Here is a 13,575-nt window from a genome sequence, read left to right on the forward strand (position 1 = left end):
GGCCGCCACCGGCGTGTCCGGAGAGGCGCATCGCAACCGATATGCGCGCGCTCAGGACTGCGTGGCGATCGCGAACTCGTCGAGCTGGCGCTGCGACATGCTGCTGTTGTTGAGGATCACGATCGTCTCGCGCGTGTCCAGGCGGTGCGCGAGCAGCGAGCGGTAGCCGGCGGTGTTGCCGGTTTCCCACGCGTAGGTGCGGCGCTTGCCCTGCAGCGTCAGTGTCTTCACGCGGCCGCCGAGCGCATATTCCTCCGGCATTTCCACCGTGTTGAGCTGGCGCAGCGAGGCTGGCGACAGAAATCCCTTGTCGTAGACGCGGTGCGCGGCCTGCATCAGGTCCTGGGCGTTGCTGAAATAGCCGCCGGCCGCGGCGATGAAGCCTGGCCTGTCGTAGGCGCGGCGCTCGGGCGGCGACAGCGCCCGGTAGGAGGGCACCGTGGTCGGCGCGGTCGCGATCGCCGGGCCGGTGCCGGTGTGGCGCAGCTCCAGCGGGTCCAGGACCAGGCTGCGCACGGCGTCCACGAAGGGCATGCCGGCGACCGCTTCGACGATCGCGTAGACGACGATCCAGTTGGCGAAGATGTAGTCGAATTTCGCGCCAGGCTCGAACGCGAGGTCGGCGCTGGCGAACCGGCGCACCGCCTCGGCGGCCGGCAGGTCGAGCGTCATCAGCGATGGATCGGCCTTGGCGGCCGGGCCGAACTGTTCGGTCAGGCCGCTGCTGTTGGACAGCAGGCGCCGCAGGGTGATGCGGGCGCCGGTGTCGGCGCGATAGTCCGGCAGCCAGGCGGTGATCGGCCGGTCGAGGTCGAGCTTGCGCCGTTCGACCAGGCGCAGCACCGCCAGCGTCGTGAGCCATTTGGAAATCGAAGCGATGCCGTAGACGTCGTCGAGCTGCGCCGGCCGCTGCGCTTCCACGTCCACGATGCCGAAGGGCTGCGCGTGGACGACCTTGCCGTCGCGGGCGAGCAGGACCACGCCCTGGAAGCCGTTCGCCTTCGCCCACGCGTCGATGATGCTTGGCGCCTCCTTCGCGGCCGCCGATGCGGGGCGAGGCAGTGCGGCCAGCAACAGCGCCACGCCGGAGGCGGCCAGCAGCGATCGCCGCGACATCGAGGGCGCAATGGGCGAATCGGGCATGGCAATGTCTCCAGAATGGGTGCGGCGCCGGAATGCGATGCGTCTGGCTTGGCTGAGACCGATGTGGTTGCGATCGCGCTGTGGCGGCGTGGAGCGAAGGCCGCGTCCGTGCCGATTCGGCGCATCGACTGTATCAGTTGCGGGCGATCGCACGGGTGCGGGTTTCGGCGTGTCGCCGCGGCGCAGGGCGTTCGGTCGAGCGGGAGCCGGTGGTCGCGAGTACGGCGCGCCAGGCCGTTTCATCCGTACATGCACGCCGATCGACACGCCGCGATACTGCCTGGCGCCATGGCGAGGGGAGTTCCCGGTGCTGGCGCCGAACGACGTGTTGATCGATGCCAGCGGTGTGGCCTGGTTGAGCGGTGTGCTCGGGCCGATCCGGGTCGACCCGGCGAGCAAGGCGGTCCGCTCGGGCATCGCTGCGCGCATCGCAACACGCGCGGTTGCGGTCGACGATCCGTGTTCGCCGGGCTTCGTCGATGCCTGGCCGTTCGTCCTCGCCTAGTTGGTTGCCGGCGCGTGGGAGTCTTCCGCGCGCTCGATCCTGCTGCTGCCATCGGCGGCGAGGGTGGCGCTGAGGCGGCGCTGGCCGTCCGCCGCGATCAGCACCACGCCCGAGCCGCCGGCGTCGTTGAGGAACAGGTAGGACGAGGCGCCGCCTGGGCGTTCCAGCAGCAGGTGCGCGCCCTTGTCGTCGATTTCGACGGTGGCGTGCGGGCCGGCGGCGAGTGGGTTGAGCAGCGTCAGCGCCGGGCGTTCGGCGGCGTCGAGCGCGACGCGCGTGCCGGTGCTGCCGTCCTCGCGCAGCAGCATGATCTCAGGGACGCCGTTCAGCGCCGACAGCAGCATCCGCGGGCGACCCTGCGCATCGACGATGCGCAACTCCTGGGTGATGACGGGCGGTGGAGGCGGTGGCAGGTCGGTCATTGGCGATGTTCCTTGGGCTGTTGCGGGCATTGCGGCGCCTCCATGGGGTGCTCGGTGCGCGCGTGGCGCCGCGGCGCGCGCTGCCTCAGGCGGGCTTGATCATGTCGCGGGCGTAGTCGAGGCCGATGCCGTAGCCGCCGCCGTGGTCGACGACGATGCTGCGTGCAGCCTCGTAGGTGGCCTGCCGGGTCCAGTCGCGCTGCAGTTCCAGCAGGAACTGCAGCCACGAGGTCATGACTGCGCCTGCCTGTTCCATGCGTCGCAATGCGGCATCGTGGCTGGCGGCGGTCAGCCCGCCGCAGGCATCGGCCACCACATGCACCTTGTAGCCGTCGGCCAGCGCCGACAGCACCGGGAAGCTGACGCAGGCTTCGGTCAGCAGCCCGGCGAAGACCAGGGTCTTGCGGCCGGTGGCGACGACGGCCGCCTTGGCCGCCGCGTCTTCCCACAGGTTCATGTTGCGCCGCTCGATCGGCACGATGTCCGGCAGCGCCGCGCGCAGCGGCGGCATCAGCGGGCCGCTGTAGACCTTCGACGCGGAGGTGCTGACCACCACCGGCACGGCGAAGGCGACGGCGCTGCGCGCGAGCGCCACGGCATTGCTGCGCAGGGACTGGCGGTCGGCGGAGCCGGCGGCGAAGGCCAGGCCGGCCTGTGCGTCGACCAGCACCAGCGCGCACGCGTCCGGGGTCAGCAGGGGAAGATCGCTCATGATGCGCTCCAGGGGCGGGGTTACGGCGCGATGCCGAGTTGCTGGTCGACGGTCAGCCGGTCCCAGTAGATCGTGACTTCGTCGATCCGGTGGTCGGCCCGGTAGTGGAGCAGCATGACCCCGGGGTGGTCGAAGCGGCGGCCATTGCCGGGCGTGGTCTTGCCGGTCGCCGGGTCCACGTAGGGGCCGCTCCAGGTGCCGGTGACCCGTTCGACCGACACGCCCTGCATGCCGTCGACCAGCGCGTCGGTCAGGGTCACGTGGAAGTCGGGATAGGCCTTGAAGATCATCGCGAAGAACGCGCGCGTCCCGGCCGCGTCGAGCGGCTTGGGATTGCTGGGCTGGTGGATCACCACGTCGGGGGTGAACAGGGTCATGACCGTGTCGATGTCGTGGCTGTTCCAGGCCTCGGCCCAGCGCTGGATGTCGGCATGGCCGATGGCGCCGGCTGTAGCCGGCGGGGCGGCCGCATGGCCGGGCGCCGGGCTGGCGGCGAGCAGTGCGGCGAGCAGTGCGGGCAGCGGCATCTTGATGTGCATGGTTCGGTTCCTTGTCGCTGCGTGCATCCGCGCACGGGTTCAGCGCGCGGCGCGGGAGCTTTCGTAGAGGAACCAGGCGCGGCGTTCGGCCTCGTCGATCCACACTTCGATCAGGCTGGTGGTGGCGACGTCGTGGTGCTCGTCGCATACCGCATGGGTCGCGCGCAGGAAGCCGGTGAGCCGGCGATTGTCCTCGGCCAGTTCGGCCAGCATGTCCTGCGGCGTCACGTAGTCGGCGTCGTTGTCGAGCAGCCGCTGCAGGCGGTGGATATGGCCGATCGAGCGCAGCGTGGTCGCGCCGACCTTGCGCGCGCGCTCGGCGATCGCGTCGGTGGTGGCGAAGATCTGGTCGCCCTGTTCGTCGAGCAGCAGGTGGTAGTCGCGGAAATGCGGTCCGGACAGGTGCCAGTGGAAGTTCTTGGTCTTCAGGTAGAGCGCGAACGTATCCGCCAGCAGCACGTTCAGCGCCGCGCCGATATCGGTGGTGGCCTGGGCGCCGAGATCGGTCGGCGTGTGCAGCGCGCTGCTCTGGCGCGACTTGATCGAAACGGTATCCATGGGGTGTCTCCTGTTGAAGGGCCTGCCTGCTGCCGGGGCGGTGCCGCGGCGGTCCGTGGGCGAGTGGTGCCGCGATGCCGCTCCACTCGACGAGGCAGAGGTTAGGCGGCGGGCGAGGGCGCGGACATCGGCGGATCGTTTCGCCGCCTCATACCTTGGTGTGGGGCCGGCCGCGACGGCGACGCCGGGTGCCGCCCCGGCGTCGTGCGCGGCTGGCGCCTCGCGGCCGGGCTCGCCGCTGGTCCGCAGATAAGGCAACGGCATCCAAGACGCCGCGCGAAGCAGGTCCTACCGTGCCTGTTGCCGCAGGTGCCGCGTTGGCCAGGGCGCTTGGCCGTGGTCGCCTGCGCGGTCGCGCGCGTTCCCATCCCCGGAGGCATTCCTTGTTCACCCCGTCTCGCAAGCAGCGCTTCGCGCTTTCGCCGCTGCGATCGGACGCCGGGGCATGGGCCTACGCGGGCGCCAGTCGGCGCAGGCTGGCGCTGCGCCTGGTCGCGGGGCTGCTGATGTGCGCCATCTTCGTGGTCGATACCTTCACCGCGCTCGAAGGCGCCATCGCGGTGCTGTACGTCGTCGCCCTGCTGCTGGTGGCGCGCACCGCGCGGCGCAGCGACATGGTGGTGACCGCGCTGAGCGGTGCCGCCCTCACCATCGCCACCTATGTGGACACGCACGGCGTCGCGCAGGTCGGCTCGCAGACCTTGCGCGCCATCGTCAGCCTGGCGGCGATCGCGACCACCGCGGTGCTGCTGCTGCAGAACCAGAAGGCGATGAAGGCGCTGTGCGCCCAGGCCACCTTGCTGGACCTGTCGCACGACATGATCTTCGTGCGCGATCGCTTCGGCGTGATCACCTTCTGGAACCGCACCGCCGAGGAGGTGTATGGCTGGTCGGCGCAGCAGGCGCTCGGCCGGGTCGCGGACGACCTGCTCGATACCCGCTATCCGATCCAGCGGCAGGCGATCGAGGCCATGCTGCTGGACGCAGGCGCCTGGAACGGCGTGCTCGAGCAGCGCACCAGGGCCGGCGCCACGCTGGTCGTGGAGAGCCGCTGGGTGCTGCAGCGCGATCCCCACGAAGCGCCGATGGGCGTGCTGGAGACGCATACCGACGTCACCGAGCGCAAGGCCGCCTATGCGGCGCTGGTGCAGAGCGAGCGCCGCTACCGGCGGATGTTCGATGCCAGCCGCATCGGTGTCGCGCAGCAGGACTGGACCGCGCTGCGGGCCGAGCTGGCCGCGCTTGGGCTGCACGACACCGCAGCCCTGAACGCCTATCTGGCCGAACGCCCAGAGTTCGTCGAACGCGCGCGCCGGCTGACCAGGATCGACGGGCTGAACCCGGCGTTCCTGTCCATGGTCGGCGGCGACGCCGCGCTGCATGCGCGAAGCTCGGTCGACGACCTGCTGGGCGAAGGCGAACGCAGCTTCGCCGCGGCCCTGGCCGCGTTCGTCGCGGGCGATGCCTTCCACGAGGGCGAGACCGAGATCGTCCGCGCCGATGGACGCCGCATTCCGGTGCTTTTCACCATCACTTTCCCTGGTCCGGACGATGACGGCTGCGTGCTGGTGTTCGTGGTGGACCACTCGGAACGCAAGCAGGCGCAACGCGCGCTGCTGACCGCGCAGGTGGAACTGGCGCATGCCGCGCGGGTGGCGACGCTGGGCGAACTGACCGCGTCGATCGCGCACGAGGTCAACCAACCGCTGATGGCGGTGGTGACCAACGGCGAGGCGGCGATGCGCTGGCTGCATCGCGACGTGCCCGACCTGTACGAAGTGGATGCCGCCCTCGGCCGCATCATTGCCGAAGGGCGCCGCGCCAGTGAGATCGTCAGGGGCGTGCGCGATTTCCTGAGCAAGGCGCCGATGAAGCGCGACGCGCTGAGCGCCGCCGCGCTGGTCGAGGACGCGGTGCGCCTGGTGGAGCACGAGTTCGCGCGCGGCCAGGTGGCGTTGCAGGTGGACCTGCAGCCGGATCTGCCGGCCGTGGTCGGCGACCGCATCCAGCTGCAGCAGGTGCTGGTCAATCTGATGGTCAACGCCAGCCAGGCGATGGCGGGGCAATCCGCGCCGCGCGTGTTGCGCATTCGCGCGATGCGGGCTGCGCACGATACGCTCGCAATCATGGTCGCCGACACCGGCCCGGGCATCGCCGCGGAGCATCTGCAGCGGTTGTTCGATCCGTTCTTCACCACCAAACAGCAGGGCATGGGCATGGGGCTGGCGATCTGCAGGACCACCGCCGAAGCGCACGGCGGGCACTTGTCGGTGGAAAGCGCGCCCGGCCAGGGCGCGAGCTTCCGCCTGCTGTTGGCGGCAACGCCCGGCGCTCCGCAGGCATGAGCGGGCAGGCGCCGACGCACGCCGCCGCACCCGGCCCGCCCGTGGTGGTGGTCGTGGACGACGATGCGGCGGTGCGCGATTCGCTGGACAGCCTGTTGCGCTCGATCGGCCTGCGCACGCGGATCTTCGCCTCCCCGGCGGAGCTGCTGCAGGCGGCGCTGGCGGACGTGTGCGGATGCATCGTGCTCGACGTGCGGCTGCCGGGGATCAGCGGCCTGGACTTCCAGGACCAGCTCGCGCGCAACGGCATCCACCTGCCGATCGTATTCATGACCGGCCATGGCGATATCCCAATGACGGTGCGGGCGATGAAGGCTGGCGCGGTCGATTTCCTGTCCAAGCCGTTCCGCGACCAGGACATGCTGGATGCGGTCAGCGCGGCGATCGAGCGCGACCGGCAGCGGCGCGTGGCCAGCGGCGCGGTGCAGGCGCTGCACGCCAGGTACGCCACGCTGACGCCGCGCGAGCGCGAGGTGCTGGCGTTGGTGGTGTCCGGGCTGATGAACAAGCAGGTCGCCGGCGAGCTGGGCCTGAGCGAGATCACGGTGAAGATCCATCGCGGCAACGTCATGCGCAAGATGGGCGTACGCTCGCTCGCCGACCTGGTGCGCAGCGCCGAAACGCTGGGGGTTTCCCGACCCTGAGGGCCACGGGCAAACCTGTGTATGATTTTCGCCGCACCGGCGAAATGGGACAAAGGGGCATCGGCCGCGCACCGGACGCACTTGACGTGCGACACGCGGTACGAAGGACCCCCGTGGATAGCCAGGCTGCCGTAATCGCGATCATCGACGACGACGAAGGGGTGAGAACCTCCTTGTCCAGTCTGTTGCGCTCGTTCGGCTACGAGATCCGAAGCTACGGCTCGGCCACCGAGTTCCTGGACGAGCGGGGGCGCGCCGATCCGGACTGCCTGATCGCCGACATGCAGATGCCGCGGATGAGCGGCGAACAACTGCAGGCCGAATTGCTCGCGCGCGGCCGCAGCTTCCCGATGATCTTCATGACCGCGTTCCCCGCCGAAATGGTCCGCACCCGGGTCATGGCGCGCGGCGCCTGCGCGTTCCTCGACAAGCCGGTCGATGGCGACCGCATCGCCCGTTGTCTTGCCAGCGCGCTCGCCGGCAACGGCGCGTCGTAGCGGCGACCCACACCTTCGTATGAGGCGGCAAGCCGAGCGTAGGATTTCCGCCCGCCACCCGATTCCCTAGTCTGTGTCTGCACTTCACCCCTCACCCAACAAAGGCAAACCGATGAGCACGATCACCACCAACGACGGCGTCGAGATCTTCTTCAAGGATTGGGGCCCCAAGACGGCCCAGCCGATCTATTTCCACCATGGCTGGCCGCTGTCGAGCGACGACTGGGACGCGCAGATGCTGTACTTCCTCGGCAAGGGCTTCCGCGTCGTCGCGCACGACCGGCGCGGCCACGGCCGTTCCAGCCAGGTCAGCGACGGCCACGACATGGACCATTACGCCGCCGACGTGGCCGCCGTCGTCGAACATCTGGACCTGCGCAATGCGGTGCATATCGGCCATTCGACCGGCGGCGGCGAAGTGGCGCGCTATGTCGTCGCGCATGGCAAGGGCCGCGTGGCCAAGGCGGTGCTGATCAGTTCCGTGCCGCCGATCATGCTCAAGACCGCAGCCAACCCGGGCGGACTGCCGATGGAGGTGTTCGACGGCATCCGTGCCGGACTCGCCGCCAACCGCTCGCAGTTCTATCTCGACTTCGCCAGCGGCCCGTTCTACGGCTTCAACCGTCCGGGCGCCCAGGTCTCGCAGGGCGCGATCCAGAACTGGTGGCGGCAGGGCATGATCGGCGGCGCCAAGCCGCACTACGAAGGGATCAAGGCGTTCTCGGAAACCGACTTCACCGAAGACCTGAAAGCGATGGACGTGCCCACCCTGGTGATGCACGGCGACGACGATCAGGTGGTGCCGATCGCCGACTCCGGCCTGCTCTCGGCCAAGCTGCTGAAGAACGGCTCGCTGAAGGTCTACCCGGGCTATCCGCACGGCATGTGCACGACCCACGCCGATGTGATCAACCCCGACCTGCTGGCCTTCATCCAGGGCTGAGGCGGGCTTGCGCAGGAGCGGGGCACCCGCTCCGCTCCTGTCGCATGCAGCGGTACCCACGCGGCGGCCGATTCGATCTCGATCGGCCGCCACGCGGTAGCGACAGATGGGCGAATGCACTGGCGTGCCCGCACCGCCTTGCCGAGACCGCCGTCCTGCCGTAGCGAAGACGGTGGTCAGGGCGCCACGACGAATGGAAGCATGTATTCGCCACGCTCGCTCGCGTAGTTGGTCGAACCTGCTCGTCCGATTCGGCGTGCTGTCAAACCCGCTTCATCCGCGGCGTCTACGCTGGCAGGCTCGTGAGCGCATGCTCGTTGCCGGTCTCTCCCCCATGGTCGAACACAGTCGTCGCCGTTTCCTCGCCAGTGCATCCCTGGCCCTCGGCGCGGGGGCGGTCATGCCGCTGTTGCCCGGCGCGATCCGCAGCGCGCTGGCGGTGCCGCCGGCGCGGGTCACCGGCACCGTGCAGGACGTGCAGCACGTGGTGATCCTGATGCAGGAGAACCGCTCGTTCGACCACTACTTCGGGTGCCTGCGCGGAGTGCGCGGCTTCGGCGATCCACGGCCGCTGCGCCTGCCCAGCGGCCGCCCGGTCTGGTACCAGCCCGAGGCCGGCGCCGGCGATCGCTACGTTCTGCCGTTCCGCCTGAACGCCCAGACCAGCAGCGCGCAGTCGATGGAGGGCCTGGACCACCACTGGAAGGGCTCGCACGAGACCTGGAAGCACCACGACGCGTGGATCGCGCAGAAGACGGCGATGACCATGGGCCACTTCCAGCGCGAGGACCTGCCGTTCTACTACGCGTTGGCCGACGCCTTCACCATCTGCGACGGCTACCACGCCTCGCTGTTCGGCCCGACCAATCCCAACCGCATGTACATGTTCACCGGCACCAGCGGCCTGGACGTGGGCAACGACGGCGAGCAGGCGGTGAACAACCGCGACGACGGCAACTGGACCGGCGACATGGCGCGCGACAACCCGGCGTTCCCCGGCTACACGTGGACCACCTATTCCGAGCGCCTGCAGCAGGCCGGGGTCAGCTGGCAGGTCTACCAGGAATTCGACAACTACGGCGACAACAGCCACCCGTACTTCGCCAATTTCCGCAATCTGGACCGCAGCTCGCCCTTGTACCAGCGTGGTCGCGCGATCGTGCCCGGTTCCACCGCCGACAACGCCAAGGCCTCGCGCGGCGAACACCTGGTCGCTGCGTTCGAACGCGACGTGCGCAGCGGCAAGCTGCCGCAGGTGTCGTGGATCGTGGCGCCGTACCTGCTCAGCGAGCATCCGCAGGGCACGCCGGCGTATGGCGAATCGCTGAGCGCGCGCCTGCTGGAGGTGCTGGCGGCCTCGCCGGAGGTCTGGTCCAAGACCGTGTTCCTTATCAACTACGACGAGAACGACGGCTTCTTCGACCACGTGCCGCCGGCGCTGCCGGCGACCGATCCGGCCATCGGCGCCAGCAACGTGGATCTGCGCGGCGAGAACTACCACGGCGTTCCGGTCGGCCTCGGTCCGCGCGTGCCGATGCTGGTAGTGTCGCCGTGGAGCCGCGGCGGCTGGGTCGATTCGCAGGTGTTCGACCACACCTCGGTGATCCGTTTCCTGGAGCGCCGCTTCGGCGTCGCCGAACCCAACATCGGCCCGTGGCGCCGCGCGATCGCCGGCGACCTGACCTCGGCGCTGGATTTCGCCGGCCACGACGACGCCCGCGTCGCCCTGCCCGACACGCGCGATTTCATCGCCCGTGTCGACGCGACCGCGGCCTTGCCGCTGCCGCAACGGCCCGCGCAGCAGGCGCTGCCGGTGCAGGAGCCCGGACAGCGCCCGGCGCGCGCGCTACCCTACGATTTCGACGTGCGCCTGCAGCCCGGAGCGCAGGGCACGGCGTTGCGGATGGTCAATCGCGGCGCCGTCGGCGTCGCCCTGAATGCCTACGCCGATGGCGGTGGTGCCGGCCCGTGGTTCTACACGGTGGCGGCGGGCAGCGAATTGCAGGATGCGCGCGCATGGCGCGGCGCCGCGGCCGATGCTGGCTATGCCTTGCGCGTGCATGGCCCCAACGGCTTCCTGCGTGAATTCCACGGCGATGGCGTAGCCGACGCCGGATTGCAGGCCGAGGCCGACTACGAGGCGACCACGCAATGCCTGCTGCTGGAGCTGCGCAATGCCGGCACACAGGCGTGCCGGCTGCGCATCCGCGACAGCTACCGTGGCGGAGCGGAACAGATGCAGGAACTGGCCGCCGGCGCGCACCAGGTGCTGCGCTTCCCGCTGCAGGCCCAGCACCACTGGTACGACCTGGAGATCGCGAGTGAGGCCATGCCGCAGTGGCGGCGGCGCCTGGCCGGGCATATCGAGACCGGCCGCCCGAGCATGAGCGACCCGGCGATCGGTCGCGTCGTTGCGGGTTAGCTGCGGCAGCGGGGTTCAGGCGGCCTTGGCTGTGTGTCGCGGCTGAAGCCGCTCCTACAAAAGGCTGGCACCACGCGCAAAAGGCTGGCACCACGCACGCCGCGCCTCTGTAGGAGCGGCTTCAGCCGCGACAGACCACTCGGGCATGTAATAGACGCAAAAAAAAGAAGCCGCCAACGGCGGCTTCTTTACTTATGCGGCATTCCGATGCAACCGCCGCCGTTACCCAATGCAACGGCGGCGCATCGCCTTCCCTGGCGATGTCGGCCTAGAACTTGCCGCTGAAGGTGACGAAGAACTGCCGCGGCGCGCCGGCCATCAGCGTCTGGTTGTAGCCATTCGGATCGGAGACCACGTAACCGTTGGTGCCGACCGTGGCGAAGTAGCGCTTGTCCAGCAGGTTGGTGACGTTGGCGCTCAGGCCCAGGTTCTGGAACATGCCGACCTGACCGAAGTCGTAGCCCGCGCTCAGGTCGAAGCGCCAGTAGCTCGGTACCGACGAGTCGTTGAGGTAGCTGATGTAGCGGCGGCCGGTGTACTTGCCGTCCAGCGCCGCGTGCCAGCCGGCGTTTTCGTAGGCCAGGCTGCTGGAGAACATCCACTCCGGGATGCCGACCACGCGCTTGCCGGCGGTGGCGACCACGCCGCCGCTGAGGTAGTCGTCCTGGTAGGTGGCGTCGTTGTAGGACAGCGAGTTCAACCAGCGCAGCTGCGCGATCGGGCGCCACATCACCGCCAGGTCGGCGCCCTGGCTACGTACCGAACCGACGTTGTTGAGCGTGGCCGCGCAGGTCTGGATCGCGGTGCACGGCGAGGTCACCAGCAGGCGGTCGTCGAAAGTGGTGTGGTACAGCGCCAGCGACGCCTCGATGCCGTCGCCACGCACGCGGTAGCCCAGTTCGTAGGTCTGCGCGGTCTCCGGCTCCAGCGAGCTCTTGATCGCGTCGAACGCCGCCTGCGATTCCTGGAACGGCGTGAAGCCGAAGCCGGCCATGTTCTTGTTGTAGGACGCGTAGATTTCCTGATGCTCGTCGAGCTTGTAGTTCACGCCCACCTGCGGCAGCAGGTCCGAATCGGCCTTGATTTCGCCGACCGCGTAGGACGTGGTCGGCACCAGCGACTGCGAGGTGGTGTCCACCTGCAGTTTCTTGGCGCCGAAGTTCACGGTCAGGCGGTCGTCGAGCAGGCGCAGCGTGTCCTGCGCATAGAACATGCGCGTGTCGGTTTCGTAGTGCTGGGAGAAGCCGCGCTCGAACCGGGTGCCGGCCTTGTTGAAGTAGAACAGATCGGTGAACGCGCCATCGAGCAGGAAGTAGTTGCGCTCCTGCACGGTCTTGGCGTTCTGGTACCAGCCGCCGATCTCGATCTCGTTGCCGGCGACGGTGAAGTTCAGCGACGCGGTGACGCCATGCCGGTTGAGCCGGTAATCGGTGGTGCGCATCGACAGCGGCACCGTGGCCGAGGAGGGCACGTACGGCGTGGTCCACTGCCCTTCGCCGGTGTTGTCGTGGTAGTAGCCGGCCAGGTTCAGCGTGGCCGTGCCGCCGAGGTTGAAGGCGCCGCTGAGCGCGGCCAGGTTGTCGTCGCGCAGGCCGGCGCCGGAGTAGTACGACGCGTCGGCCTTGCCGTAGTCGGCGGGCAGGGCGTTCAACGATGCCGGATAGCTGCCGTTGCCGTTGAGCGCGTTGGCGATCTGCACCGCGCTGTTCCAGTCCGGCATCAGGTAGTCCCAGTCCCAGCCCAGCGCCTTCTGCGAGGTCAGCGACAGGTCCATGATGTCGTATTCCTTGCGCTTGGAGCTGTCCAGGAACAGGCTGACCCGGTTGCCGTCGCCCCACTGGTACAGCGCCTTGACGTTGGCCTGGCTGTACTCGTTGTTGCCGTAGCCCTTCCACTTGTCGGTTTCGCCGTGCACCAGCGCGGTGTACATCGAGAACCCGTTGAGGTCGCCGATGTCGCCGCGCAGGTAGGTGCGGCGCGCGGAATCGGAGCCGAAGGTCTGGCTGAAGCGGATGCCCGGCTCGGCATCCGGGTCGTCGGAGTAGTAGCGCACGGTGCCGCCGAGGTTGCTGCTTGAGGCGGTGCCCAGCGCGCCGGCGCCCTGCGCCAGCTCCACCGAGCCCACGTTCTCGGAGATGATCGCGCGGGTCACCTGCAGGCCGTCGCTGACGCCGTAGTTCATGGTGCCCAGCGGGATGCCGTCCAGGGTGAAGCCGAGGCGGCTCTGGTCGAAGCCGTGCAGGGTGATCGCGGTCGACCACTCGTAGGCGCCCCACGCATCGGCCGACTGGAACTGCACGCCGGGCAGCTTGTCCAGCACCTTCAGCGCGCTGGTGCCGGGGGCGGCGGTGCCGATGTCCTCGCGGGTGATGCGCTGCACCTGGCGGGTGGTGCCGGTGGACACCACGGTGATCGCGTCGAGCATCGTCGCATCGCTGCCGCTGGTGGCGCTCGCCGCATCGGCGCTGGCGCCATCGGCAACCGGCGCGGTCTCGGCCAGCGCGGCGAAGGCCGGCAGCGCGGACGCGACGGCGAGCACCAGCGCATGCAGGCGCAAGGGTCTGGAGGTGGGGATCATCGAAATTCCAATAAAAGGTGGGGAGGCGTGGGGACCCACCGCGTGATGCGTGACAGCCAGCACACGGCCGGTGTGGCCCGCCCGCCACCATGCAACCGTTTTGTGAAGGTTTCGGGGCGGTCCCGTGTCGGCTGTGGGACAGCCCGGCGGCGCCGGTCGAGCTCGCACCCGCAGGCCACGTACTACGCGCTGCCGCGTACATGCGCCAGCCGCCGGTCAGCGCCGGCATCGCGCCGATGCCGCGGTGCCGACGGCGCAACGTATGAT

At 69.0% G+C, this 13,575-nt stretch carries 12 protein-coding genes; 6 read left to right on the forward strand and 6 right to left on the reverse strand.

What is annotated here, in order from left to right; translation table 11 throughout:
- Positions 1 to 51: 51 nt before the first annotated feature.
- Entirely contained in the window at positions 52 to 1,410 is a 1,359-nt protein-coding gene (locus tag J2Y70_RS19115) for a serine hydrolase (RefSeq protein WP_309921165.1), read from the reverse strand.
- A 40-nt stretch (positions 1,411 to 1,450) separates the two neighbouring features.
- Between J2Y70_RS19115 and J2Y70_RS19120 the strand changes: the two genes are divergently transcribed.
- The gene (locus J2Y70_RS19120; protein WP_309921168.1) at positions 1,451 to 1,648 is read left to right on the forward strand and encodes a hypothetical protein; all 198 of its coding nucleotides are present in this window, start codon (positions 1,451 to 1,453) and stop codon (positions 1,646 to 1,648) included.
- Here J2Y70_RS19120 and J2Y70_RS19125 read toward each other — a convergent pair.
- The 4 genes from J2Y70_RS19125 to J2Y70_RS19140 form a co-directional block, all read right to left on the reverse strand.
- Complete coding sequence (locus J2Y70_RS19125) at positions 1,645 to 2,070, reverse strand: hypothetical protein (RefSeq protein ID WP_309921171.1); 426 nt, start codon at positions 2,068 to 2,070, stop codon at positions 1,645 to 1,647. The two genes, J2Y70_RS19120 and J2Y70_RS19125, sit on opposite strands and share 4 nt — an antisense overlap.
- Before the next feature lie 85 nt (positions 2,071 to 2,155).
- Positions 2,156 to 2,782, reverse strand: a complete 627-nt coding sequence (locus J2Y70_RS19130; RefSeq protein WP_309921174.1) for an isochorismatase family protein — start codon at positions 2,780 to 2,782, stop codon at positions 2,156 to 2,158.
- A 20-nt stretch (positions 2,783 to 2,802) separates the two neighbouring features.
- Positions 2,803 to 3,321 (reverse strand): ester cyclase, encoded by a 519-nt coding sequence (locus J2Y70_RS19135; protein WP_309921176.1) that lies wholly within the window; start codon positions 3,319 to 3,321, stop codon positions 2,803 to 2,805.
- 39 nt (positions 3,322 to 3,360) lie between these two features.
- Complete coding sequence (locus J2Y70_RS19140; protein WP_263395471.1) at positions 3,361 to 3,879, reverse strand: Dps family protein; 519 nt, start codon at positions 3,877 to 3,879, stop codon at positions 3,361 to 3,363.
- 383 nt (positions 3,880 to 4,262) lie between these two features.
- On the opposite strand from J2Y70_RS19140, the gene J2Y70_RS19145 reads away from it, so the two are divergent.
- From J2Y70_RS19145 to J2Y70_RS19165, 5 genes are all read left to right on the forward strand, one after another.
- Positions 4,263 to 6,224, forward strand: a complete 1,962-nt coding sequence (locus J2Y70_RS19145; protein ID WP_309921180.1) for an ATP-binding protein — start codon at positions 4,263 to 4,265, stop codon at positions 6,222 to 6,224.
- Complete coding sequence (locus J2Y70_RS19150; RefSeq protein ID WP_309921183.1) at positions 6,221 to 6,868, forward strand: response regulator transcription factor; 648 nt, start codon at positions 6,221 to 6,223, stop codon at positions 6,866 to 6,868. Before J2Y70_RS19145 ends, J2Y70_RS19150 begins: the two co-directional genes overlap by 4 nt.
- A gap of 17 nt (positions 6,869 to 6,885) precedes the next feature.
- Positions 6,886 to 7,365: a response regulator gene (locus tag J2Y70_RS19155; RefSeq protein WP_309921186.1), complete on the forward strand. Its 480-nt coding sequence runs from the start codon at positions 6,886 to 6,888 to the stop codon at positions 7,363 to 7,365.
- Between the two features lie 112 nt (positions 7,366 to 7,477).
- A complete protein-coding gene (locus J2Y70_RS19160; RefSeq protein ID WP_309921191.1) occupies positions 7,478 to 8,308 on the forward strand; it encodes an alpha/beta hydrolase in 831 nt (276 codons plus the stop codon).
- Between the two features lie 400 nt (positions 8,309 to 8,708).
- Positions 8,709 to 10,730, forward strand: a complete 2,022-nt coding sequence (locus J2Y70_RS19165) for a phosphocholine-specific phospholipase C (protein ID WP_309921194.1) — start codon at positions 8,709 to 8,711, stop codon at positions 10,728 to 10,730.
- A 268-nt stretch (positions 10,731 to 10,998) separates the two neighbouring features.
- Here the strand turns inward: J2Y70_RS19165 and J2Y70_RS19170 are convergent, their stop codons facing one another.
- A complete protein-coding gene (locus J2Y70_RS19170; protein WP_309921197.1) occupies positions 10,999 to 13,308 on the reverse strand; it encodes a TonB-dependent receptor in 2,310 nt (769 codons plus the stop codon).
- Positions 13,309 to 13,575: the final 267 nt, after the last annotated feature.

It is taken from the genome of Xanthomonas sp. 1678 (assembly GCF_031455575.1).
Classification (GTDB): Bacteria; Pseudomonadota; Gammaproteobacteria; order Xanthomonadales; family Xanthomonadaceae; genus Xanthomonas_A.

Coding starts and splice junctions, on each gene's coding strand:
- J2Y70_RS19125 (WP_309921171.1), bottom strand. CDS start 2,070: ATGACCGACCTGCCACCGCCTCCACCGCCCGTCATCACCCAGGAGTTG.
- J2Y70_RS19130 (WP_309921174.1), bottom strand. CDS start 2,782: ATGAGCGATCTTCCCCTGCTGACCCCGGACGCGTGCGCGCTGGTGCTG.
- J2Y70_RS19135 (WP_309921176.1), bottom strand. CDS start 3,321: ATGCACATCAAGATGCCGCTGCCCGCACTGCTCGCCGCACTGCTCGCC.
- J2Y70_RS19140 (WP_263395471.1), bottom strand. CDS start 3,879: ATGGATACCGTTTCGATCAAGTCGCGCCAGAGCAGCGCGCTGCACACG.
- J2Y70_RS19150 (WP_309921183.1), top strand. CDS start 6,221: ATGAGCGGGCAGGCGCCGACGCACGCCGCCGCACCCGGCCCGCCCGTG.
- J2Y70_RS19160 (WP_309921191.1), top strand. CDS start 7,478: ATGAGCACGATCACCACCAACGACGGCGTCGAGATCTTCTTCAAGGAT.
- J2Y70_RS19165 (WP_309921194.1), top strand. CDS start 8,709: ATGCCGCTGTTGCCCGGCGCGATCCGCAGCGCGCTGGCGGTGCCGCCG.
- J2Y70_RS19170 (WP_309921197.1), bottom strand. CDS start 13,308: ATGATCCCCACCTCCAGACCCTTGCGCCTGCATGCGCTGGTGCTCGCC.